The sequence below is a fragment of the Caulobacter sp. DWR1-3-2b1 genome, assembly GCF_049895765.1.
Classification (GTDB): domain Bacteria; phylum Pseudomonadota; class Alphaproteobacteria; order Caulobacterales; family Caulobacteraceae; genus Caulobacter.
This window is the reverse complement of the sequence record NZ_JAFCSZ010000013.1, coordinates 13,639-34,085: the sequence shown is the minus strand read 5'-3', so window position 1 is coordinate 34,085 and position 20,447 is coordinate 13,639. Positions and strand designations below refer to the sequence as shown.

Sequence of the window (20,447 nt, the reverse complement as noted above, 5' to 3'; positions counted from 1 at the left end):
TGAAATAATGCGCCTGCTTGAGCGATCTGTCTAATGACCGACAGGGGTCGAGAGTACAGACCGGAGCTTCTCCACAAAAGCCCGTCATCCCGGGGCTCGTCCCCGGGACCCATGGTTCAGCTTCTACGTGAGACGCCAGCGGCGCGTGCGCCGCTACGCCTGCAATTGCGGCGGAGAGATGGGTCCCGGGGACGAGCCCCGGGATGACGAGAAATTTTGCGGCGGTGTCGGAGCAATAGCGTCTTAAGGGGCAGAGCTTTGCCGACCAGCGAACCTTCAGATCGCCACTCCCGGAACGATCACCCCGTCGCCATCGCGAAGATCGCATCGCGCGCCAGATCCGGGCGCTCCATCGGCAGGAAGTGGCTGGTTCCGGCTGCCGTCTCGACCCGTACGTCGCGGCCGCGCCGGGCGAAGCTGTCGCCTACCCGGCAGGTCGAGCCCCGCTCGGCCCGCAGGATGCGCACCGGGCCAGTGACCTTGCGGATCGCCCGCCAGGGATCGTGGCCCTGCGCCGAATAGTTCGAGGCTTCCCAGCTTGGCGCGCAGGCCAGCTGGACCTTGCCGTCGTCGCGGTCGATGAAGCCGCCGTCGACATAGTCGGCGAGCATTACCTCAGGCCAGGTTTTGAAGGCCCCGCGACCCGTATAGGCGGCGACCACCGCCTCGCGGTCGTCGAAGACGGCGCGGCGACGCAGAGCCGCCTGGGCGATCGGCATCTTCTTCCACAGCGCTCCCGAGGTCCACGGAGCGCGGGCGTAGAGCGCCACCAGACGTGGGATGATCACGGGGTCGAGCAGCACCAGACCCTTCACGGCCCCAGGTCGCGCGGCGGCGGCCAGCAGGCTGACGGTGCCGCCCATCGAGTGCCCGGCCAGCACCACGGGCGGGCCGTCCAGGGCCTTGAGCAGGGCGACCAGATCGTCGCGCAGGTCGAGCCAGGAGCGGCGACCCTCGCCCTTGGCGGCCAGCGTCGTGGCCCCGTGGCCGCGCTGATCCACGGCCAGAACCCGCAGGCCCGCCGCCAGCGGGGCCAGCAGGCTGTTATAGGTCTGGGCGTTGAAGCCGTTGGCGTGAACGAAGATCACATCGATGGCCCGGTCCTGCGGGCCAAATTCCAGCGCCGCCATCTCACCGGAGCCGGCGGGGCTGTCGATGGCGATCATGCGCCTTCGGGGCTGGCGGAATACGGCCGCGTCCATCGGGCGGGCTCCTTTTGAGGCTCGGGCGTTAAGGTAGGCGCGCGACCCGCCCACGTCCATGGAGCCTCGACACGAACCGTCTCGCCACGATCGGATATCAGAGCGACACCCAGGCCGGCGTGATCGCAAGGTTGAAGGCGGCGGGGGTAGAATTGGTGATCGACGTGCGGGCCGTAGCGTCGTCGCGCAAGGCCGGTTTCTCGAAGACCCTGCTGGGAAACAGCCTGAAAGCCGAAGGCGTCGACTACGCGCATCTGCGCCCCTTGGGCACACCCAAGGCGGGACGCGACGCGGCGCGAGCCGGGCGCGTCGACGAGATGCGGGACATCTTCAACGCCCATCTCGATGAGCCGGACGCCCAGCTCGCCCTGGCCCAGGCCACCGAGCTGGCGACGACAAAAAGGGTCGCCCTCCTTTGCTACGAGGACGACCCCAATTGTTGCCATCGCCAGATCGTCGCCGACGAGATACGTCGGCGACTGAAATGCGAGGTCGTTGACCTTTAGGCCTGGGTCAGCTGCCACTCACCGCGATTGTCGAGACAGGCGCTGTAGCGTTCGGCCGACGGGCGCTGGCCCGAGGTCGCGATCGAGGCGTTGATCACCCGGCAAGAGGCCGAGGCCATCTGGGTGGGACGAACCAGCGACGGCGAGACATAGCCGACGGCGTAGCCGTTCTGGCCCACCAGCACCCAGCCGCCGTTCGGGGCCGAGCCGAGGGCGTCGAAGGGCTGGCCGGCGGCCAGCTTGCCGACAACCCTGCCCCGGGTCGAAGGGCTGGAGCGCATGTTGACCGTGCTGCGGGCCGCGTATTGGCCACCCAGGGCGTCATAGCTGGGCAAGCTCTGGACGCCCGAGGCGAAACGCAGGTCGCGGCTGTCGATCGGCGGGCCGTAGCTGGACGAAACCACGTCGACCCGGCCCGACGCGCCGGTGCGGGCGTTGCTCCAGATCTGCGGCTGGCCGGTTTCCAGCGCCTTCTTGGTAGCCTGCTGGGCCAGCGCCGTGTCGGTCGACTGCATGCGGCAGCCGATATAGGAGCCGGCGGCCGCGCCGGCGGCCGCGCCGACCAAAGCGCCGATGGTCTTTTCGTTCTTGGAGACCTTGCTGCCCAGGAACGCGCCCGCGGCGGCGCCGATCAGGGCTCCGCCTTCCTGCTTCTTGCCCGAGCCTTCGCACGAGAACAGGCTGCCCAGTCCCTTGGATTGGGCCAGGACTGGCGCGGGGATGGCGACGCTGGCGCCGACCATGGCGGCGATGGCGAACAGGGCGGGGGTGGTCTTCATGTGGTCTTCCTCATTCTGGCCGACGGGTGCGGCCGCATTCCGCAAAGGCAGTGTTGGCGCCGCGTCCCGTCCGCGAGATAGTCCCTGATCAACGATAAGGGAGGACGTCATGAGCACCGAAGGTCGGGTGGACTATACTTGTTTCAGGGTCGAGATCGAGGCTGGCGTCGCGCACATCCAGTTGAAGCGCCCCGACGCCATGAACACCATGACACGGGCCTTCTGGAACGAGCTTCCCGAAATTGTAAAACATATTGACGACAACGCCCTGGCCCGCTGCATCGTCATCACCTCGACCGGCAAACACTTCTCGGCCGGTATGGAGCTTTCGGTGTTCACCGACGGCGAAGGCGTTACCGAAGAGCGTTCCGGCGACCGCCACGTGGCCGGCGAGAGCTTCCGCCGTCACGTGCATCTTCTGCAGGACAGCTTCACCTGTCTGGACAAGGCCCGCATGCCGGTGATCGTCGCCATCCAGGGCGGTTGCATCGGCGGGGCGGTCGACTTCGTCAGCGCCTGCGATATCCGCTACGCCACGGCCGACGCCTTCTTCTGCATCCAGGAGATCAATATCGGCATGACCGCCGATGTCGGCACCTTCCCGCGCCTGTGCAAGCTGATCCCCGAGGGCTGGGTGCGGGAGTTGGCCTATACCGGCCGCCGCCTACCCGCCGCCCGGGCGCGTGACATCGGTCTGGTCAACGAGACCTTCGACACCCACGAGGCGCTGCTCGCCCACGCCATGGCCACCGCCCGCGAGATCGCCGAGAAGTCGCCCCTGGCCGTGGCGGGCAGCAAGGTCATGATCAACTACGCCCGCGACCACACCATCGCCGACAGCCTGGACTATATCGCCACCTGGCAGACCGGCATGTTCGCCGGCTCGCACATGGCCGAGGCGTTCAAGGCCAAGATGGAAAAGCGGCTGGCGGACTTCCCCGACCTGCTGCCGCTCAAGAAGAAGATGTAGCCATAGCTGGCAATTCCGCGCCCTTCAGGTCGCAACCCTCGAGGCGGGCTCTGGTCAGGTCCGCCTCGATGAACCGGGCGCGCGGCGCGCTGGCCCCGGTGAGGTTTGCGCCACGCAGCACCGAGCGGCTGAGGTCGGTGCGGATGAACCGGTCCTCGGCGATCTTCAGCGGACCAAGCTTCGCCCCCGACAGGTCGGCCTTCGACAGCTGGGCGCCGACCAGGCGCGCGCCACGAAGGTCGGCGTTCTTGAACTTCACACCGCGCAGGTCCGCGCCCATCAGATTGGCGCCCTGCAGCTGGACGCCTTCCAGGTCCATACCGAAGAAGACGGCCCCTGGGGCAGACAGGCCGGTAAGCCGACGGTTCTTCAGGCGTCTCAGCGGGCGAAAATCGACGGCCTCGGCCTTGGCGATAGCCCCTTCGCGACCTTCCGTTTTCACGAAAGCCTCGTGGGCTTCGAGCACCTCGGTCAGCGGCAGGTCGTCGACATAGATGATCGGCGGCGGGGCGCGCAGCACCCCGGTCATGTCGGCGTCTTCCAGGTTGGCCCCGGAAAGATCGGTTCCCACCAGAACAGCCCGGCGCATCGAGACCTTGGCCATGTCGGCATTGTGCAGATTGGCGCCCGACAGGTCCGCGCCGTCCATGCGGGCATTGGCCAGCTTGGCGCCTTGAAGCGACACGCCGGTCATGTCGGCGTCGGTGAAATCGGCGGCCTGGGCGAAGGCGCCCGACATCTGGGCTCCGGCCAGCTTGGCGCCGTTCAGCAGGGCGTAGTCCAGCTCGCCCGGGCGCGTGGAATGCTTGAGTATGCGCAGGCCCTTGGTGTCGTCCTGAACGGCGGTGACGCCCTCGCGGAGGTCGCAGGCCGACAGGTCGGCGCCCGACAGATTGGCCCCGCGCAGGCACACGCCGCGCATGTCAGCCCGGGTCAGGTCGCAGTCGCGCAGATCGGCGTCGCGCAGATCGGCGCCGTACAGCGTGGCCCGCACCAGCCTGGCCCGCGCCAGCATCGCCCCGCCCAGCAGCGCGCCGGTCAGGTCGGCCTCGGTGAGATCCAGGCCCTCGAAGTTGTAATTGTTGAGGTTCACATAAGAGAAATTGGCGCGCCGCCCGCCCGGCAGGCCTTTCATGAACCGGCCATGGGCTTCCACCACCTCCTTGACGGCGGAGGCGTGCAGGGAGCGGATCAGACTGGGTCTGGCGGCGGCGGACATGCGGAAATTGGCGTCTCTTCGGAGCCCGTATCTTCCCACATCAGCTTTAAGGAAAGGTTCAAACCTGCGACGAAATGCGCCAGAGCTTGGGGCCTACAGCCAGCCCTTGCGCTTGAACCACAGCAGCGGGCCGATGCCGGCGGCGAACATCATGCCCAGGGCCATCGGATAGCCTTGCATCCACTTCAACTCGGGCATGTGGTCGAAGTTCATGCCGTAGACCCCGGCGATCAGAGTGGGCGGCAGGAAGACGGCCGAGAACACCGAGAAGATCTTGAAGATCGAGTTCTGCTCGATGTTGATCAGGCCAAGGGCCGCATCCAGCAGGAAGGTGATGTTGCTCGACACGTAGCTGGCGTGGTCGGTGATCGATTGCACGTCGCGCTGCAGGGATTTGAGGTGATCGCGCAGTTCGCGGTCGCCCTCGAACTGCTCAGCCAGGGAGGCAAAGCTGAGCAGGCGGGCCAGGCTGACCAGGCTGTCCCGGGCCTTGGAATTGATGTTCTGGGCGCGGCCCAGGCGGTTGAGGATATGCTCGAAAGCCCCGCCGCGCGGCCTGCTGAAGATGGCGCGGGACTGGGTCTCGACCTCGGTGGCGGTGCGCTCGATGATGTCGGCGGTGCGGTCGATGATGGCGTCCAGCAGGCCCAGGAAGGTCTGGGGACCGTGCGGACACAGGCTGGGCTGGCGTTCGGCCTGGGCGGCGAACACCGAGAACGCGCGCGGCTCGACATAGCGGATCGTGATCAGTCTTTGGCCGACCAGCACGAAGGTCACCGGCGCGGCCGTGGGCAGGTCGCCGTCGGCGTTGACCAGTATAGTGGCGGTCATGAAGGTGCCGCCGTCCTCCTGATAGAGGCGCGAGGAGGCCTCGATCTCGGCCATCTCCTCGCGGGTGGGCAGCAGGACGCCGATGGCCTGCTCGACGGCCACCTCCTCGGCGCGCGAGGGATCGACGAGCTCGATCCACACCGCGTCGTCCGGCAGACGCCAGTCGGGACCCGCATCGCCGGTCTCGAAGCCCGGAGCGCCATGGCGCAGAATTCTCAGCATGGATCGGTGAGCCTCTTCACGCGCCGGGAATGGCCCAGCGCGTGCTTGGCGTCAACGCGACTTAGCGCGGCCAGTACCTAGCGGGGGGCAGCCGGCTTGTCGTCTTCAGACGAACCGCCCGAAGCGGCGGCGATCAGGGCGGCGATCCGGTCGGTAGAGTCGGCGGCCTGGTTGATGATGTCCAGCGGCGAGGCGCGAACCGAAGCAGCCACCTGGTTGGCGGCGGACTTGGCCAGCGAGACGGCGGCGTTTTGGGCCAGAGCCAGCTTGCTGGTCGCGACGGCGATCGTGGTTGCCTGGGCGTTCTGATAGATGAAACCGTGGGTCGGATAGACCGTGGTGCCCAGATCGCGGATCGGATCGTACCAGACCTTGACCTGGCTCCAGTCACCGGCCGGCGATACATCGACCACGGTGACGTCCTGTTCGACCTGACCGCGGGTTCCGTTCATGACGGACCAGTTGGCGTGGGTCACCTGGATGACGCGGTCGGTCAGCACCTGGCTGACAAAGGCGACATGTCCGAGGTTCATGCGGCCGGTAGGCTTGAAAGAGAGAACCGAGCCGATCTTAGGAGCCGAGCCGGTGTCGTACTTGCCGGCGGCCTGCCCCCACCAGGTGCGGGCGTCACCGAAGATTTGGATTCCCGACATCAGGCGCGCGAACGGCACGCATTGCCAGTACCCGTCAGCCACAGCGCCGGAAACCGGCAGAAGGCTGATCATGGCGGCGGCTGCGATGGAACCCCAGAGGGTTCTCGTCCGTTTCGTCATGCTGTGGGTACTCCCCCGTGTCACTGGACCAAGCAGTAACCTTGCCAGCGACGTGTGAAAAGAGTGTTTCTCAGGCGCTGACCGAGATCGGTCGTTGCCGAGCCCTGCGATGAGCCCAAGATTTCATGTGCTCGCGGGCCGGTTTCTCGATCAGATGATACGATATCGCCGAGAGCGGAATGAGCGCGCCGACAATCGCAACCCAGACCAGCACAGGCAATTGCTCGCCCTCGATAGCCAGCAATTTTGTCGCTGCATTGACCGAGACGATCTTCCACGGGATGCAGATCATATAGGTCGAATAGCTGATCTCACCCAGATAGACGAAGATGCTTTGCGTAGCGAAGCTTGAGCCGCTGGCGGCCATGCAGGCCAGCGAGAGAATCAACCCGCCCAGCACCGCCACGATGACCGGATCCGGGGCGCCAAGCTGCACGGCGCCGAGAACCAGGGCGCCCATGATCGCGGCGCCCGGCGCGGCGAGTCGGCTCGGGATCGCGCCGGAACGCCACAGGGCGTGCAGGGCGCAGCCATAGGCAAAGCACGGCACGATGCGCAGCGCGCCCCACTTGATCGTAGCGTCGGTCAGCGAGAAGCCGGCCAGGCGCTCGAAGGCGGGATAGAGGATGGCGATCAGGGCGAGGGCCAGACCGACGGCCAGGAAGGGCTTCTCACGCAGCCTCCAGGCGGCGAAGGCGAAGACGGGGAAGGTCAGATAGGCGAACCACTCGGCCGAGATCGACCACGAGGCGTGGTTCCAACCCGACACCGGCGCGAAGCCCCAGGCGTGGACCAGCAGCAGGTTGGCCAGCAGGGCTTCCCAGGAAACGATGTTGTGGCCGACCACGATGCCGGCCAGACCGGCGCCGGCGGCCATCAGGCCTACGCCAAGCAGGGTGGCCAGGTGCAGCGGATAGACCCGCGCCAGCCGGTTCCAAAGGAAATCGCCGTAGCGGAAGCGCCCTTGGCCAAAGCCCTGCAGATAGACGTGGCACAGGATGAAGCCCGAAAGGGTGAAAAAGGCCTCGACGCCCAGATAGCCCTTGGTCGCCACCTCGGGCGTGAAGCCCGCGGCCAGATTGGGCCAATAGTGGAACAGCACCACCCAGAAGGCGGCGAAAAACCGAAGGGCGGTTAAGGGCTTGATATTTGCGGCGTCGGGCATACTTCAGGTCCAGTCTGGCGAAGCCTGGGGGCTTCCGTCACGTTCCCTCGCATGGACGGGGCCCACGGAGGGGTGGGTCGAGACGCTTTTCCAGACAGAAGCATTAGAACAGGACGATGAACGAACTCCTTAACCTCGCTACCGACCCAGCCGCCTGGGCCGCCCTCGTCACTCTGATCGTCATGGAAGTCGTGCTTGGCATCGACAACCTGGTGTTCATTTCGATTCTCTCGAACAAGCTGCCGCCAGAGCATCGCCAACGGGTTCGCCGCATCGGCATCTCGCTGGCCCTGATCATGCGTCTGGTCCTGCTGTCGACGATCGCCTTCATCGTCGGCCTGACCGCGCCGGTGTTCAATCTGGGCCTCGTCGGACCGCTGGGCGCCCATGGTGAGCCGACCTTCGAGACCGCCTTCTCCTGGCGCGACCTGATCCTGCTGGCTGGCGGCCTGTTCCTGATCTGGAAGGCCACCAAGGAAATCCACCACACGGTCGACACCAAGCAGGAAAGCAATGACCTGCTGGACAAGACCGGCGCGGTGATCTCCAACGTCGGCTCGGCGATCTTCCAGATCATCCTGCTGGACCTGGTGTTCTCGATCGACTCGATCCTGACCGCGGTGGGCATGACCGAGCACCTGCCGATCATGGTGGTCGCCGTGCTGGTCGCCGTGACGGTGATGCTGCTGGCCGCCGATCCGCTGGCCAACTTCATCAACAACAACCCGACGGTCGTGATGCTGGCCTTGGGCTTCCTGCTGATGATCGGCACAGTGCTGATCGCCGACGCCTTCGGCATGCATGTTCCCAAGGGTTACATCTATACGGCCATGCTCTTCTCCGGGGTGGTCGAAGGGCTGAACATGCTGTCGCGCAAGGCTGCGGAAAAGAAGAAGGCGGCCGGCGGGGACCAGTAAACAACCCGCGCCTCGGCAAAACTATCAGCGCCCCGGCCCGAAAGGTCCGGGGCGCTTTGATTCAGAGGAAGCTGTAGGGGTCGATATCGATCACGACCCGCACCGAATTAGGAACCTTGGCCCGCGCCCGCCAAGCGGCCATGAAGCCCTGCAGGTCCACATTGCGGTCGGCCCGCACCAGGAACCGCTTGCGGCGACGTCCCCGCATCAGGGCGAGCGGAGCGTCGGCTGGGCCGAACACCTCGACCCCCTCGGCATTGGGGATCACCGCCGCCAAAGCCTCAACATAGGCGTCCAGCGCAGCGCCGTCGGGGCCTGAGGCGATCACCGCCGCCAGGCGGCCATAGGGCGGCAGACCAGCCTCCTCGCGCATCCGCATCTCGGCCTCGACAAAAGCGTCGCGGTCCTGAGCCTTCAGGGCCTGCAGCACGGCGTGGTCGGGTGTGTAGGTCTGCAGCATGGCCCGGCCGGGCTTCTCGTGCCGCCCCGCGCGCCCCGCCGCCTGGGCCAGCAGTTGGAAGGTCCGTTCCCCGGCCCGCAGGTCGCCGCCTCGCAGGGAAAGATCGGCGTCGACCACGCCCACGAGGGTTAGGTTCGGGAAATTGTGCCCCTTGGCTGCGGCCTGGGTGGCCACCAGGATGTCGATCTCACCGGCCGCCATGGTCTCGACCAGGGCCCGGGCTCCGGCGGCGTCCATCACCGTGTCGGACGAGAACACCACAATCCGCGCGGTCGGGAACAGGAAGCGCGCTTCTTCCTCCACCCGCTCCACGCCGGGGCCGATGGAAACCAGACTGTCCTTGGCGCCGCACGCCGGGCAGGCCTCGGGCTTCTTCATCGAAAAGCCGGTCAGGTGGCAGACCAGACGGCCGGTATAGCGATGCTCGACCAGCCAGCTGTCGGTGTCGGGTGACTTCATCTTCTCGCCGCACGACTTGCACAGCACCAGCGGCGCATAGCCCCGGCGGTTGAGAAACAGCATCGACTGCTCGCCCCGCGCCAGGGTGACCGTCATGGCCTTGATCAGCGGCGGCGACAGCCAGCGTCCTGGCTCGGGCGGGGTCTCGCGCATGTCGATCAGGCTGATGTCGGGCAGTTGCGCCGCCCCGTGCCGCGCGCTGAGGCGCAGCCAGCGGTAGCGGCCGCTCTGGGCGTTGAACAGGCTCTCCAGCGACGGCGTCGCCGAGGCCAGCACGACCAGTGCGCCCTCGATCTTGGCGCGGGCCACGGCCAGGTCACGGGCCTGATAGATGAAACCCTCTTCCTGCTTGAACGAGCCGTCGTGCTCCTCATCGACCACGATAAGCCGCAGCTTGCGGAACGGCAGGAACAGGGCCGAGCGGGCCCCGACCACGATCCGCGCCTGGCCGCTGGCCACGCCCTCCCAGACCCGCCGGCGCCGGGGCGGAGCGACGCCGGAATGCCACTCGGCGGGAACTGCCCCGAATCGCGCTTCGAAGCGGGCCATCACCGCCTGGGTGAGGGCGATTTCGGGCAGCAGGATCAGGACCTGGCTTTCGGGGTCCTCGGCCAGCGCGGCGGCCACCGCCTCCAGATAGACCTCGGTCTTGCCCGAGCCGGTGACGCCATCGAGCAGGGCCGCCTGGAAACCGCCTTGCCCCAGCATCTCGCCCAGCACATCGGCGCAGGCTTGCTGGCTGGGGTTCAGCGACTGGGGTGGCAGGCTCAGGTCGGGCGCGGGGAAGCTCTTGTCGGCTTCGGTAAATTCGACGGCCAGAGCGCCCTCGTCCACGAGCCCCTTCACGACGCCCGCCGATACGCCCGCCAGATTGGCCAAGGCCGCGCCGGACATTGGCCCGCCTTGCGCCGCCGCCAGCACCTTGAGCCGCGCTGGCGTCATGCGGATCGGCTGCGCGCCGGTCAGGACCAGCACCTTGTCTGGCTTGGGCGGGGGATGGCGCAGGCCGCGCAGGGCCATGGCCAGAGGCCAGCCCGGAACATCGACCGAATAGCGCGCCGCCCAGTCGATGAAGGTGAGGATCCCAGGCGGCAGGGAGGGGTCGTCGAGCTTTTCCAGAACCGGCTTCAGCGGCCGGTTGCCGCCGGTCCCGTCGCGCAAGGCGACGACCACGCCGCGAACCACGCGGGGGCCCAGCGGCACGGTCACATGGTCGCCAAGCGCCAGCCCCATGCCGTCGGGCTCGGCATAGTCGAAGGCCTCCGGCAGCGGCATGGGCAGGAGGACGGAGGCGATGCGCGGCATGGGAATCAGCTTCTGCCGCGAAAGCTGCTGCGGGTCGAGCCCAAGGGCAAGATGTCCGTTGGTCGCGCGCCGCAAGCCGGCGTTAACCGATATGGGGTTTGATGCCTCGCCCATGAGTGGATTTGCCGTGGGCGGAGAAGACCGACGATGAGCGATGCGACCCAAGCCCTGATGCAGCCCGTCGATCCCGAGGTCGTCCGCGCCTTCCTGCGCGACGAACCCGACTTCCTGCGCGACGACACGAGCCTTCTGGGCGAGCTTGGCCTGCGCGTCGACGGCGGCAACGTCATCGACTTTGGCCCCGCCGCCCTGGCCCGCGCCTCGGCCGCCCATCGCCGCGAGGCCGTGGTTCGTCGCGAGATCGAGGACACCGCCCGCGCCAATTTCTCGGCCCAGGCCCAGACCCATGCGGCGGTCATCGACCTGCTGGACGCCCGCAACCATTCGGACCTGGCGCGCCGGGTCGACGAGATGGCCAATCTTCGCTTTTCCCTGACCACCGGCGTCATCGCTCTGGAAGGTCCCGGCCGCGTCCCGGCCGGCTGGCACCCCCTGATCGAGGGCCAGATCGACATGCTGATGGGCGAGCACGCCGTGGCGCGCATGGGCTTCTACGCTCCTGCGCTGGGCCTGTTTGGCGACAAGCTGGATCACATCCGCAGCATGGCCCTGGTCCGCATGGCCCTGTGGGAGCCTTCGCGTCAGGGCATACTCGCGTTCGGCTCGTCCGACCCCGAGGCCTTCACCCCGGACATGGGCTCGGACCTGGTGGCCTTCCTGGCCCGCGTGGTCGAGCGCACCGCCGAGCGCTGGCCGATCCTGTGAGCACCAGCCTGACGAGCGGCCGCCAAGCCCTCGTCGCCTGGCATGACTATCTGGAGCACGAGCGCCGGACCTCGCCGCGCACCGTGCGGGCCTATGGCGATAACGTCTTGGCCTATCTGAACTTTCTGGAGCGCCATCGCGGCGAGGCGGTGACTTTGGCCGCCCTGGGCGCGATCACGGCGGCCGAACTGCGCGCCTATCTGGCTTTCCGCCGCACCGGTGACGACGCCCTGGCGCCCCGCTCGCTGTCGCAGAGCCTGTCGTCAATCCGCGCCTTCCACCGCTTCCTCGACCAGCGCCTGGACACCCCAAACCCCAGCATCGAGCTGGTGCGAGGCCCGCGCCTGAAGGTCGGCCTGCCGCGCCCGGTCACCGAGGATCAGGCCCATGGCCTGATAAATGAAATCGCCGCCGATCCCGACCGCGACGATTGGGAAGTGGCCCGCGACGAGGCCGTGCTCACCTTGCTCTGGGGTTGCGGCCTGCGAATCTCCGAGGGCCTGTCGCTGCTGCGTCGCAACGCGCCCCTGGGCGAGACCCTGCGGATCACCGGCAAGGGCGGAAAGACCCGGATCGTCCCCGTACTGGACGCCGTGCGAGACGCCATCGACGCCTATGTCGCCGCCCTGCCCTTCGTGCTGTCGCCCGACGCGCCCCTGTTTCGCGCCAAACGCGGCGGCCCGCTGTCGCCCCGCCATGTCCAGGCCTCGGTACAGATATTGCGCGGCCGCCTGGGCTTGTCGGACCGGGTGACGCCCCACGCCCTGCGCCATGCCTTCGCCACCCACCTGCTGGGCGCGGGAGCCGACCTGCGCTCGATCCAGGATTTGCTAGGCCACGCCTCGCTGTCGACCACCCAGCGCTATACCGAGGTCGACGCCGCCGGCCTGATGGCCGCCTACGCCAAGGCCCATCCACACGCCTGAACCTCAGGCCTGAGTCAGAGCGACGCTGCGACGGACTGTCGCGATATCCGCACGGCGATGTGAGAATTAACCGCGTTTTTACTGCGCGTGTCTCTTTTGGTCGCAAGAACCGACGCCTGTCTCTTGACCGGCGGCCGTTGAGGACATGAGGCGAGCGATGAAATTCGACGATCTGAAGATTTCGACCAAGGTGGCCTTGCCGGCTGTAATCCTGACCTTGGTCGCCTTGGCTATTGTCGGCATGGGGGCCTGGCAGGCCCAGCAATCGCAGACCGCGACCAAGTTATTGGTCGAGCAGCGCGCGCCTGCCGAACTCGAATTGGCCCGGTTCAATCGCTATGCCACGACGATTGGCTATGCGGCCTATCGCACCGTGTCCAACCCAGGCTCCTCGCCCGAGGCCGCTGCGGCCTCGAAGGACCTCGACGAAGCCAAGGCCGCAGGCGAAAAGGCGCTCGACAAGGTCGTCGCGGCCGACCCGGCCACCGCCAAGGATGCCGCTGTTTTCCGGACGCGCCTAAAGAAGGTTTACGACAGCGCCCGCCAGGGTGCGGACCTGGGCTTGCAGGACGCCAATGAAGCCGCCGTCATGGTCATGGCAGTGATCGATCCCGATATCGCCGCCCTGACCAAGGACGTCGTGGCGTTCAACAATGCACACAGCGTCGCTACCGAGACCATGATCGTCGAGGCCAACAAGGCGGCGACGGCAGGCCTCATCTTCAGCGTGCTGTTCGGCATAATCTCGGCCGGCATCGCCCTGCTGTTCGCCATCTGGATCGGTCGTTCCAAGATTTCCGCGCCCCTGACCAACCTGTCCAAGACCATGGAAACCCTGGCCCAGGGCTCGGTCGATGTCGAAGTCGTCGGCGCCCAGCGCAAGGACGAGGTCGGCGCCATGGCCCGCTCGGTCCAGGTGTTCAAGGACAACGCCCTGGCCCTGCGCACCGCCGAGGCCAGCCAGCAACGTCTGTCGGCCGAGACCGACGCCGAACGCCGCCGCAACCAGGAGACCGCCGAGGCCGCCGCCCGCGAGCAGGCCTTTGTCATGGAATCCATCGCCACGGGCCTGAACAAGCTGGCCGACGGCGACCTGACCTATCGCGTCGACGCCGAATTCCCGCAGGCCTATCAGCGCCTGCAGAACGACTTCAACGGCGCCATCGGCCAGGTGGAGGAGGCGATGCGCACCATCGTCACCGCCGCCAGCAGCATCGGCGCCGGCTCGGATGAAATCGCCTCGGCCGCCGACGACCTGTCGCGCCGCAGCGAACAGCAAGCCGCAAGCCTGGAAGAAACCGCCGCCGCCCTCGACGAGATCACCGCCACGGTGAAGCGCTCGTCGGCCGGCGCCGTCGAAGCCTCGCGCGTCGTGGGTTCCACCCGCACCGACGCCGAACGCTCCAGCGTCGTGGTCCGCGGCGCCGTCGACGCCATGAACCAGATCGAGAAGTCCTCGCAGTCGATCAGCCAGATCATCGGCGTCATCGACGAGATCGCCTTCCAGACCAACCTGCTGGCCCTGAACGCCGGCGTCGAAGCGGCGCGGGCCGGTGACGCGGGCCGTGGCTTCGCGGTCGTCGCCCAGGAAGTGCGGGCTCTCGCCCAGCGCTCGGCCGACGCCGCCAAGGAAATCAAGACCCTGATCTCGACCTCGACCCAACAAGTGGGTCAGGGCGTGTCGATGGTCGGCCAGACCGGCGAGGCCCTGCAGGCCATCGTCGCCAAGGTCAGCGAGATCGACGCCCTGGTCAGCGAGATCGCCGCTGGCGGCGCCGAGCAGGCCACCGGCCTCAACCAGGTCAACGCCGCCGTCAACCAGATGGACCAGACCGTTCAGCAGAACGCGGCCATGGTCGAGCAATCCACCGCCGCCAGCCACTCGCTGAAGGGCGAGGCCAGCAATCTTCTGCAGATGATCTCGCGCTTCCAGGTCAGCGGTTCCAGCGCCTCGGCGCGCGCCCCGGTCGCCCGTCGCCCGGCCGCTCCGGCCACGCGTCCCACCCTGCAGCCGGCCTCGGCCAGCAGCCGCCCGGGCGCCAATCCGGTCCGCACCGCCCAGGCCAAGGTCGCCGCCTTCGCCGGTTCGGCCAAGCCGGCCGCCGAGGAATGGGAAGAGTTCTAGAGAGCCCGCGCTCCAGACAAGTTTTAGTAAGCGTAAAGCGCCCCTGACCCCTCTTGGGGCGTTCCTCCCCTGAAAACACTGAAGCCCCGCCGGGAAACTGGCGGGGCCTTTTTCTGGGCGCGAGCCGCAAGAGATAAGAAGCGGCAGGCAGGCAAGCGGCTGCCGCGGGGTTACCGCGATTTCATCTTCATCACCGCCTTGACGGCTGGCGTCGCTACATGTGTAGCGCTACACATGTAGCGAACCCGTCTCGTAGAGGCCGCCATGATGGAATCCCTGCCCCGACGCGAACGCGAGGTCTTCGAGACCCTCTGTCGCATGGAAGCCGGCACGGCCGCCGGGGTCCGCGCCTCACTGTCTGATCCGCTCAGCGACTCCGCCGTTCGCACCATGCTCTCGCGCCTGGAAGCCAAGGGCCTGGTCGAGCGGTCGAGCGGTCAGGGCGGCTTCCTGTTCAGTCCCGTCCAGCGAACCGAGGCCGTCGCCGCCAGCGCCCTGCGACGCATGATCGACACCTTTTTCGCAGGCTCCGCGGCCAGCGCCGCCACCGCCCTGCTGGGCCTTGGTCAGCGACTGACCCCCGAAGAGGCCGCGGCTCTGGAGCAGGTCATCGATCAGGCCGTGGAGAAGACGTCGTGACCGCAACCCTGCTTCTCTCGCTGCTGATCAAGTCCAGTTTCGTCGCCGGCGCCGGCCTGGCCTGCGCCCGTTTCCTGGCCCAGCGCGCCGTCGATCGCGTGGACATCCTGCGCGGCACGGTCTGTCTGCTGCTGGCTTTGCCCGTCATCATGAACGTCCTCCCCGCCATGGATCTGGCGCTCTTGCCGCCCGCCTCGCCCGACCTGCCGCCCGGGATCTCGCCGGCGTGGACCAGCGAAACGAAGGCGACTGGCCTGTCCTGGCCACCGTCGGTCCAGCTGATCGGTGGTCTGTGGCTGCTTGGCGTCGTCGCTGTCGCCGGCCGGCTGCAACTGGGACTGCTCACCCTCCACCGCTGGACCCGCGAGGGACGCCCGGTGACCTGCGCCCAGTGGACGGCGCCGCTGGAAGACCTGTCGCCGGCCGACCGCCCGCGTCTGGTGTCCAGCGACCGGATCGACAGCCCGCTCAGCTGGGGCGTCGCGCCCGGCTTCATCGTCATCGACTCCGGCAGCTTGGCCGAGCGTCACGCCGCCCCCGCCATCCTGGCCCATGAACTGGCTCACCTGCGCCGCCACGACTGGATCTTCCTGGTGCTTTCCCGCCTGGCCCTGGCCCTGTTTTGGTTCAATCCGCTGGTCTGGCGCCTGCACGCCGTCCTGGCCGACCGGTCGGAAGAAGCCGCCGACGCCGCCGCGCTCGAAACGGTGGATCGCACGCTCTACGCCAGGACCCTGGTCCGCCTGGCCGCCCATCCCGCGCCCTTGGCCGCCCCGTTTGCCGCCCCTCTGATGGCCGCCCCTCGCGCCGCCACCGCCATGGCCGCCGACGCCCGAACGCTGAAGACAAGGATCGCCTGCATCATGACCGATACGTCCGCCCGTCGCCGTCCCCTCACGGTCGCCCTGACCATCGCCGCCCTGGCCGTCGTCGCGACGCCGCTGGCCGCGCTGGGCCTGAGCCGCCAGAACGCCGTTGCGGCGCCCGCGCCTCCGGCTCCTCCGGTCTTTCTTATGGCCCCCGCCGCTCCGCCCGCGACAGCTGCGCCGATGGTCCAGGCAGTCGAAGCAGCGCCTCCCGCCCCTCCGGCGGCCCCGGCCGCGCCGATGGAAGCTTACTGGCACAGCGACTTCCGGGTCGCCACGCCCGCCGGGAGAGAGATAGCCGCCGAGGCGCGCGCTCGGGCTGCTGAAGCCCGAGCGGAAGCCGCAGAATCCCGACGCCGCGCCGACGAGAGCCGCATCCAGGCCGACGAAGCCCAGCGCCACGCCGAAGACAGCCGCGTGCAGGCCGACATTGCCCGCATGGCGGCCGAGGATGCCCACGCTCGCGCCAGTCAAGCCGGGGTCGAAGGAGAGCGGGCGCGCATAGCTGGCGAGCGCGCTCGCCAAGAAGCCGCGCGGCACATGATCAAGGCTCGCGTCGAGATGGCCCACGGCGCAGAGCAGATGCGCAAGGGGGCTCGAGACATGCGCGCGGAAGCCATTCGCCTGCGCGACCCCGCCTATCGCGCCAGGCAAATCGCCGATAACCGCGCCCGGGGCAACGAGGTCACGGACGCCGAACTACGCGCCCTGGCGGGCCACATGCCGTCCCAGGCTGACGACATGGATCGCCAAGCCGACCGGCTGGCCGTCGAGTCCCGCAAGAAAACCTGAAGGCGAGACTACGGGGCGTCTCCCGTAGTCGCAATCGTCGGACGGTCGCCGGCCGCTACCGTCCGATATTGTAACGAATGGTCGACGACACCGAACAGCCGCCTTGGGTTCGCAGGACGGCAAGGGTGTGGTTGGCTCGCGGCAGATCGCCCAGCAAGTTGAGCTCGACCGGCCCGGCCGTATCGACCAGATGCAGATTTGACCGCCGACAGGCCTCACGGCGTGCCAGCACGGCGACGGCGGCATCTTTCGAAACTTGCGCCGGGGCAATGCGCATGAGCCGTCCCGTGGGAACGATGAAGGCTCGAGGTGTGCTGGGTGGCGTCGGCGCAGCCTGAACGACGGTCGCAAGCAGGAGAGCGGACAAAAGCATGGCGGGGCTCCGTTACGAAACCCCGATACTGTGTACCTGATTGTGCGACGGACTCCATTAACAATCAGTCATGGCGCGACGCCCAGACAGATCAGTCCTGGGTCAACGCATCTTGGTTCGCGCTGCGCAACCGAGCCAGATCGGCTTTCGGGATGACGTAGGTCCCGGCCAACATGTCCCCGAGCCGCTGGCGACGTTCGCTGGCGAAGACGATCAGACCCGCAGGGAGGCCGCCCAGCAGGAACGGATTGACTTCGATCATTCGCGTCACCGTCCGCCCGGTCGCTCGCAAAAGCCCAGGCCTATTGCCCTTGGCGTCAACGACCACCAATCCCGTGACCAACTTGCCAACAGTCCTGCCCCAGAGCCCCTCTGAGACGGGGAAATAGGCAATGGCGGCCAAGGCCCCTAGAGCCCTTTCCGACCTGATGGCTTCATCAGGGTCGGGCGAAAAGGGCTCTAAATCAGAAGTTTAGAGCATTTTTCGATCCGATAACCGTTTCACACTTATCGGAAAATGCTCTAGCCAGGAGCCTACACTCTCCTGTCCGAGCGCGGACAGCAGCAGGAAGGGCCCGAACAGGCAGGCGGCCACCACGATCATGTCGATCCAGCATCCGAGCCAACGCTTCAGCAGGACAGAGCCCGAATCCAGCCGCAGCGCGACGGCCATCACCGTCCTCGGTGACGTGTTCCCCGAATCGACCATTCAATCTCCGCCAACGGGATGTGCGAAAGATCCAATGAGTAGAGTGGTTTCAAGGTCGCCGAGTTCTACGCCTGCATGATCCAGCCTTCGACGCCCATGGCCGCCTGACGCATGGCTTCCGAGCGGGTCGGGTGCGGGTGGCAGGTGCGGGCGACGTCCTCCGACGAGCCGCCAAACTCCATGGCCACGCAGTATTCGGCGATCATGTCGCCGACACTCGGACCTACAGCGTGGACACCCAGGATGCGGTCGGTCTTGGCGTCGGCCAGGACCTTCACCTGGCCCTCGTTCTCGTGGTTGATCTTGGCGCGGCTGTTGGCGGTGAACGGGAACTTGCCGACCTTGTAGGCGATGCCCGCAGCCTTCAATTCTTCTTCGGTCTTGCCGACGGTGGCCACTTCCGGCTTGGTATAGATGACGCCCGGAATGATATCGTAGTTCACGTGGCCGGCCTTGCCCGCGATCAATTCTATACAGGCAACGCCCTCGTCCTCGGCCTTGTGGGCCAGCATCGGACCGCTGGTCACGTCGCCGATGACCCAGACGCCCTCGGCGCCGGTCTTGTAGTGGTTGTTGGCGATCACGCCGCGCTTGTCGGGAACGACGCCGACCGTGTCGAGACCCAGACCTTCCGTATACGGACGACGTCCGATGGCAACCAGCACATAGTCGGCCGACAGGGTCTGGGGTTCGCCGCCCGCGACCGGCTCGAACGTCAGCTCGGCGCCCGTCGCGGATGCCTTGGCGCCGGTGACCTTGGCGCCCAGCTGGAACTTGAAGCCCTGCTTGGTCAGGCTGCGCTGGAAGACCTTTGCGGTCTCGTCGTCCATGCCCGGACAGATGCGGTCCAGATATTCGACCACAGTCACTTCTGCGCCCAGGCGACGCCACACCGAGCCGAGCTCGAGGCCGATGACGCCCGCGCCGACGATGATCATCGTCTTGGGCACTTCCGGCAGCGACAGGGCGCCGGTCGAGTCGACGATACGAACGTTGTCGACGCTCACGCCCGGCAACGGGGTGGGCTCCGAGCCCGTGGCGATGACGATGTTTCTGGTTTCGAGGGTGGCTTCCGAGCCGTCCTCGGCCTTCACCACCACCTTGCCCGGACCAGCGATCCGGCCCCAGCCTTTGACGTAGTCGACCTTGTTCTTCTTCATCAGGAACTCGACGCCCTTGGTCAGGGCTTCGACGCTCTCGGACTTCTGGGCCATCATCTGCGGCAGGTTCAGCGTGGGCTTCACCTCGATACCCAGCTTGGCGAACTCGCCATTGGCGGCCAAGTCATACATTTCCGACGCGTGCAGCAGGGCCTTCGAAGGCATGCAGCCGACGTTCAGGCAAGTGCCGCCCAGCTTGCCGCGTCCCTCGACGATGGCGGTCTTCAGACCCAGCTGACCAGCGCGGATCGCCGCATTGTAGCCGCCGGGACCGCCCCCGATGATGACGACGTCGTACTGAGCCATGGATCTTCGCCTTCAGGACGCGCCGGAAACGGCGCCGAACTAATATGGGGCCTCGCCGGCCAGCTTGTCAGACCTCTGGAGGCGCGCATTCCTTAGAGGGAGCGGGCCGAAAACGGAACCCGCTTTCGACGTGCTCGGCCTTGGAACGCAAGGAAACACCGCCTCCAAGCGCCTCTTTGCACGCATGCCGGACTGGAAGCGTTTGGCGCCCGAGGCCGGGGCCAAGATCAGCTACGCGGCCCAGTTCTCGACGCTCAGGCCCTCGACGCGCTCGAACTCGCAGACGTTAGAGGTCACCAACGTCCAGCCACGGGCCAAGGCCTGACCGGCGATGAGGGCGTCATAGGGGCCGATGGGGCGGCCCGAGCCTCTCAGGCGCGCCCGAATATTGGCCGCGCAAATCATGTCGGCCTCGGTCAGCGCCTCTACAGGAACGCCGCACAGAACGATCTCGACAGCACCAGCTTCGGCAGCGCTGTTGTGGCTGGCGGCTATGCCAAAATGTAGTTCGTGAAACACCACTAGAGAGGTCAGGAGCACCTGCTCGTTGAGGAGCGCAGTCGCATGACGCTGGCGCACCAAGGGCTGGCGACCACGCATCAGATCGATGAAGACGTTGGTGTTGAGCGCGAGCGTCACCAGCCGAAATCACGCTCCTGTTCGGCCGGCTGATCCCTGTCCGGAAACTCGCCGTCAAGGAGCGCATCGACGCGAGCCCACATGGCGTCGAGGTCGGCCTGGGTGCGAGGCGGCTTGGCGGGCATGGGCTCAAGGATCACCGCATTGCCTTCGCGCCGCACGGTCACCTCCGCGCCCTCAAACCGGAAGGCCTTGGGCAGGCGGACAGCCTGGCTGCCGCCTTGGGTGAAGAGTTTGGCGCGGGCCGGTTCGACGTCGATCTTGGCCATGGGCATTTCC

General features: G+C 66.9%; 21 protein-coding genes. 8 read left to right on the top strand and 13 right to left on the bottom strand.

All coding sequences use genetic code 11. From position 1 onward, the window contains the following. Positions 1-299 precede the first annotated feature (299 nt). Positions 300-1,202: an alpha/beta fold hydrolase gene (locus tag ACP69S_RS13025; RefSeq protein ID WP_425997844.1), complete on the bottom strand. Its 903-nt coding sequence runs from the start codon at positions 1,200-1,202 to the stop codon at positions 300-302. A 119-nt stretch (positions 1,203-1,321) separates the two neighbouring features. Here ACP69S_RS13025 and ACP69S_RS13020 point away from each other — a divergent pair, with 119 nt between their 5' ends. Continuing rightward, complete coding sequence (locus ACP69S_RS13020) at positions 1,322-1,708, top strand: DUF488 family protein (RefSeq protein WP_425997842.1); 387 nt, start codon at positions 1,322-1,324, stop codon at positions 1,706-1,708. Here the strand turns inward: ACP69S_RS13020 and ACP69S_RS13015 are convergent. Then, positions 1,705-2,487 carry an SH3 domain-containing protein gene (locus tag ACP69S_RS13015; protein ID WP_425997841.1) on the bottom strand — a complete coding sequence of 261 codons (783 nt, stop codon included), beginning with the start codon at positions 2,485-2,487 and terminating at the stop codon, positions 1,705-1,707. The genes ACP69S_RS13020 and ACP69S_RS13015 overlap by 4 nt on opposite strands. A gap of 109 nt (positions 2,488-2,596) precedes the next feature. Between ACP69S_RS13015 and ACP69S_RS13010 the strand changes: the two genes are divergently transcribed. Next, positions 2,597-3,457, top strand: a complete 861-nt coding sequence (locus ACP69S_RS13010) for a crotonase/enoyl-CoA hydratase family protein (protein ID WP_425997839.1) — start codon at positions 2,597-2,599, stop codon at positions 3,455-3,457. On the opposite strand, the gene ACP69S_RS13005 is transcribed toward ACP69S_RS13010, so the two are convergent. The 4 genes from ACP69S_RS13005 to ACP69S_RS12990 all read right to left on the bottom strand — a co-directional run bounded on the left by ACP69S_RS13005 (position 3,441) and on the right by ACP69S_RS12990 (position 7,667). Continuing rightward, positions 3,441-4,676 carry a pentapeptide repeat-containing protein gene (locus ACP69S_RS13005; protein WP_425997837.1) on the bottom strand — a complete coding sequence of 412 codons (1,236 nt, stop codon included), beginning with the start codon at positions 4,674-4,676 and terminating at the stop codon, positions 3,441-3,443. The genes ACP69S_RS13010 and ACP69S_RS13005 overlap by 17 nt on opposite strands. 93 nt (positions 4,677-4,769) lie before the next feature. Continuing rightward, entirely contained in the window at positions 4,770-5,729 is a 960-nt protein-coding gene (locus tag ACP69S_RS13000; protein ID WP_425997835.1) for a magnesium transporter CorA family protein, read from the bottom strand. A gap of 77 nt (positions 5,730-5,806) precedes the next feature. Beyond that, a complete protein-coding gene (locus ACP69S_RS12995; RefSeq protein ID WP_425997833.1) occupies positions 5,807-6,502 on the bottom strand; it encodes a CHAP domain-containing protein in 696 nt (231 codons plus the stop codon). A gap of 70 nt (positions 6,503-6,572) precedes the next feature. Next, the gene (locus tag ACP69S_RS12990; RefSeq protein WP_425997831.1) at positions 6,573-7,667 is read right to left on the bottom strand and encodes an acyltransferase family protein; all 1,095 of its coding nucleotides are present in this window, start codon (positions 7,665-7,667) and stop codon (positions 6,573-6,575) included. Between the two features lie 116 nt (positions 7,668-7,783). Here ACP69S_RS12990 and ACP69S_RS12985 point away from each other — a divergent pair, with 116 nt between their 5' ends. Then, positions 7,784-8,584 carry a TerC family protein gene (locus ACP69S_RS12985; protein WP_425997829.1) on the top strand — a complete coding sequence of 267 codons (801 nt, stop codon included), beginning with the start codon at positions 7,784-7,786 and terminating at the stop codon, positions 8,582-8,584. A gap of 61 nt (positions 8,585-8,645) precedes the next feature. Here ACP69S_RS12985 and ACP69S_RS12980 read toward each other — a convergent pair whose 3' ends face one another. After that, the gene (locus tag ACP69S_RS12980; RefSeq protein WP_425997827.1) at positions 8,646-10,808 is read right to left on the bottom strand and encodes a primosomal protein N'; all 2,163 of its coding nucleotides are present in this window, start codon (positions 10,806-10,808) and stop codon (positions 8,646-8,648) included. A gap of 147 nt (positions 10,809-10,955) precedes the next feature. On the opposite strand from ACP69S_RS12980, the gene ACP69S_RS12975 reads away from it, so the two are divergent. The 5 genes from ACP69S_RS12975 to ACP69S_RS12955 all read left to right on the top strand — a co-directional run bounded on the left by ACP69S_RS12975 (position 10,956) and on the right by ACP69S_RS12955 (position 16,981). Then, positions 10,956-11,633 (top strand): DUF484 family protein, encoded by a 678-nt coding sequence (locus ACP69S_RS12975; protein WP_425997825.1) that lies wholly within the window; start codon positions 10,956-10,958, stop codon positions 11,631-11,633. 8 nt (positions 11,634-11,641) lie between these two features. After that, positions 11,642-12,559 carry a tyrosine recombinase XerC gene (locus ACP69S_RS12970; protein WP_425997930.1) on the top strand — a complete coding sequence of 306 codons (918 nt, stop codon included), beginning with the start codon at positions 11,642-11,644 and terminating at the stop codon, positions 12,557-12,559. A gap of 157 nt (positions 12,560-12,716) precedes the next feature. Further along, entirely contained in the window at positions 12,717-14,684 is a 1,968-nt protein-coding gene (locus ACP69S_RS12965) for a methyl-accepting chemotaxis protein (protein ID WP_425997823.1), read from the top strand. 264 nt (positions 14,685-14,948) lie between these two features. After that, the gene (locus ACP69S_RS12960) at positions 14,949-15,323 is read left to right on the top strand and encodes a BlaI/MecI/CopY family transcriptional regulator (protein ID WP_425997822.1); all 375 of its coding nucleotides are present in this window, start codon (positions 14,949-14,951) and stop codon (positions 15,321-15,323) included. Beyond that, a complete protein-coding gene (locus tag ACP69S_RS12955) occupies positions 15,320-16,981 on the top strand; it encodes a M56 family metallopeptidase (RefSeq protein ID WP_425997820.1) in 1,662 nt (553 codons plus the stop codon). Before ACP69S_RS12960 ends, ACP69S_RS12955 begins: the two co-directional genes overlap by 4 nt. Before the next feature lie 55 nt (positions 16,982-17,036). On the opposite strand, the gene ACP69S_RS12950 is transcribed toward ACP69S_RS12955, so the two are convergent. The 6 genes from ACP69S_RS12950 to ACP69S_RS12925 form a co-directional block, all read right to left on the bottom strand. After that, positions 17,037-17,354: a hypothetical protein gene (locus ACP69S_RS12950; protein ID WP_425997818.1), complete on the bottom strand. Its 318-nt coding sequence runs from the start codon at positions 17,352-17,354 to the stop codon at positions 17,037-17,039. A 91-nt stretch (positions 17,355-17,445) separates the two neighbouring features. Beyond that, the gene (locus tag ACP69S_RS12945) at positions 17,446-17,757 is read right to left on the bottom strand and encodes an RDD family protein (RefSeq protein ID WP_425997816.1); all 312 of its coding nucleotides are present in this window, start codon (positions 17,755-17,757) and stop codon (positions 17,446-17,448) included. A 69-nt stretch (positions 17,758-17,826) separates the two neighbouring features. Beyond that, positions 17,827-18,027 (bottom strand): hypothetical protein, encoded by a 201-nt coding sequence (locus tag ACP69S_RS12940; RefSeq protein ID WP_425997814.1) that lies wholly within the window; start codon positions 18,025-18,027, stop codon positions 17,827-17,829. A 101-nt stretch (positions 18,028-18,128) separates the two neighbouring features. Continuing rightward, complete coding sequence (gene lpdA / locus ACP69S_RS12935) at positions 18,129-19,529, bottom strand: dihydrolipoyl dehydrogenase (RefSeq protein ID WP_425997812.1); 1,401 nt, start codon at positions 19,527-19,529, stop codon at positions 18,129-18,131. A gap of 231 nt (positions 19,530-19,760) precedes the next feature. After that, positions 19,761-20,168: a type II toxin-antitoxin system VapC family toxin gene (locus ACP69S_RS12930; protein WP_425997810.1), complete on the bottom strand. Its 408-nt coding sequence runs from the start codon at positions 20,166-20,168 to the stop codon at positions 19,761-19,763. Beyond that, entirely contained in the window at positions 20,165-20,437 is a 273-nt protein-coding gene (locus ACP69S_RS12925) for an antitoxin (RefSeq protein ID WP_425997808.1), read from the bottom strand. The genes ACP69S_RS12930 and ACP69S_RS12925 overlap by 4 nt, the downstream gene beginning before the upstream one ends. Between the last annotated feature and the right edge of the window lie 10 nt (positions 20,438-20,447).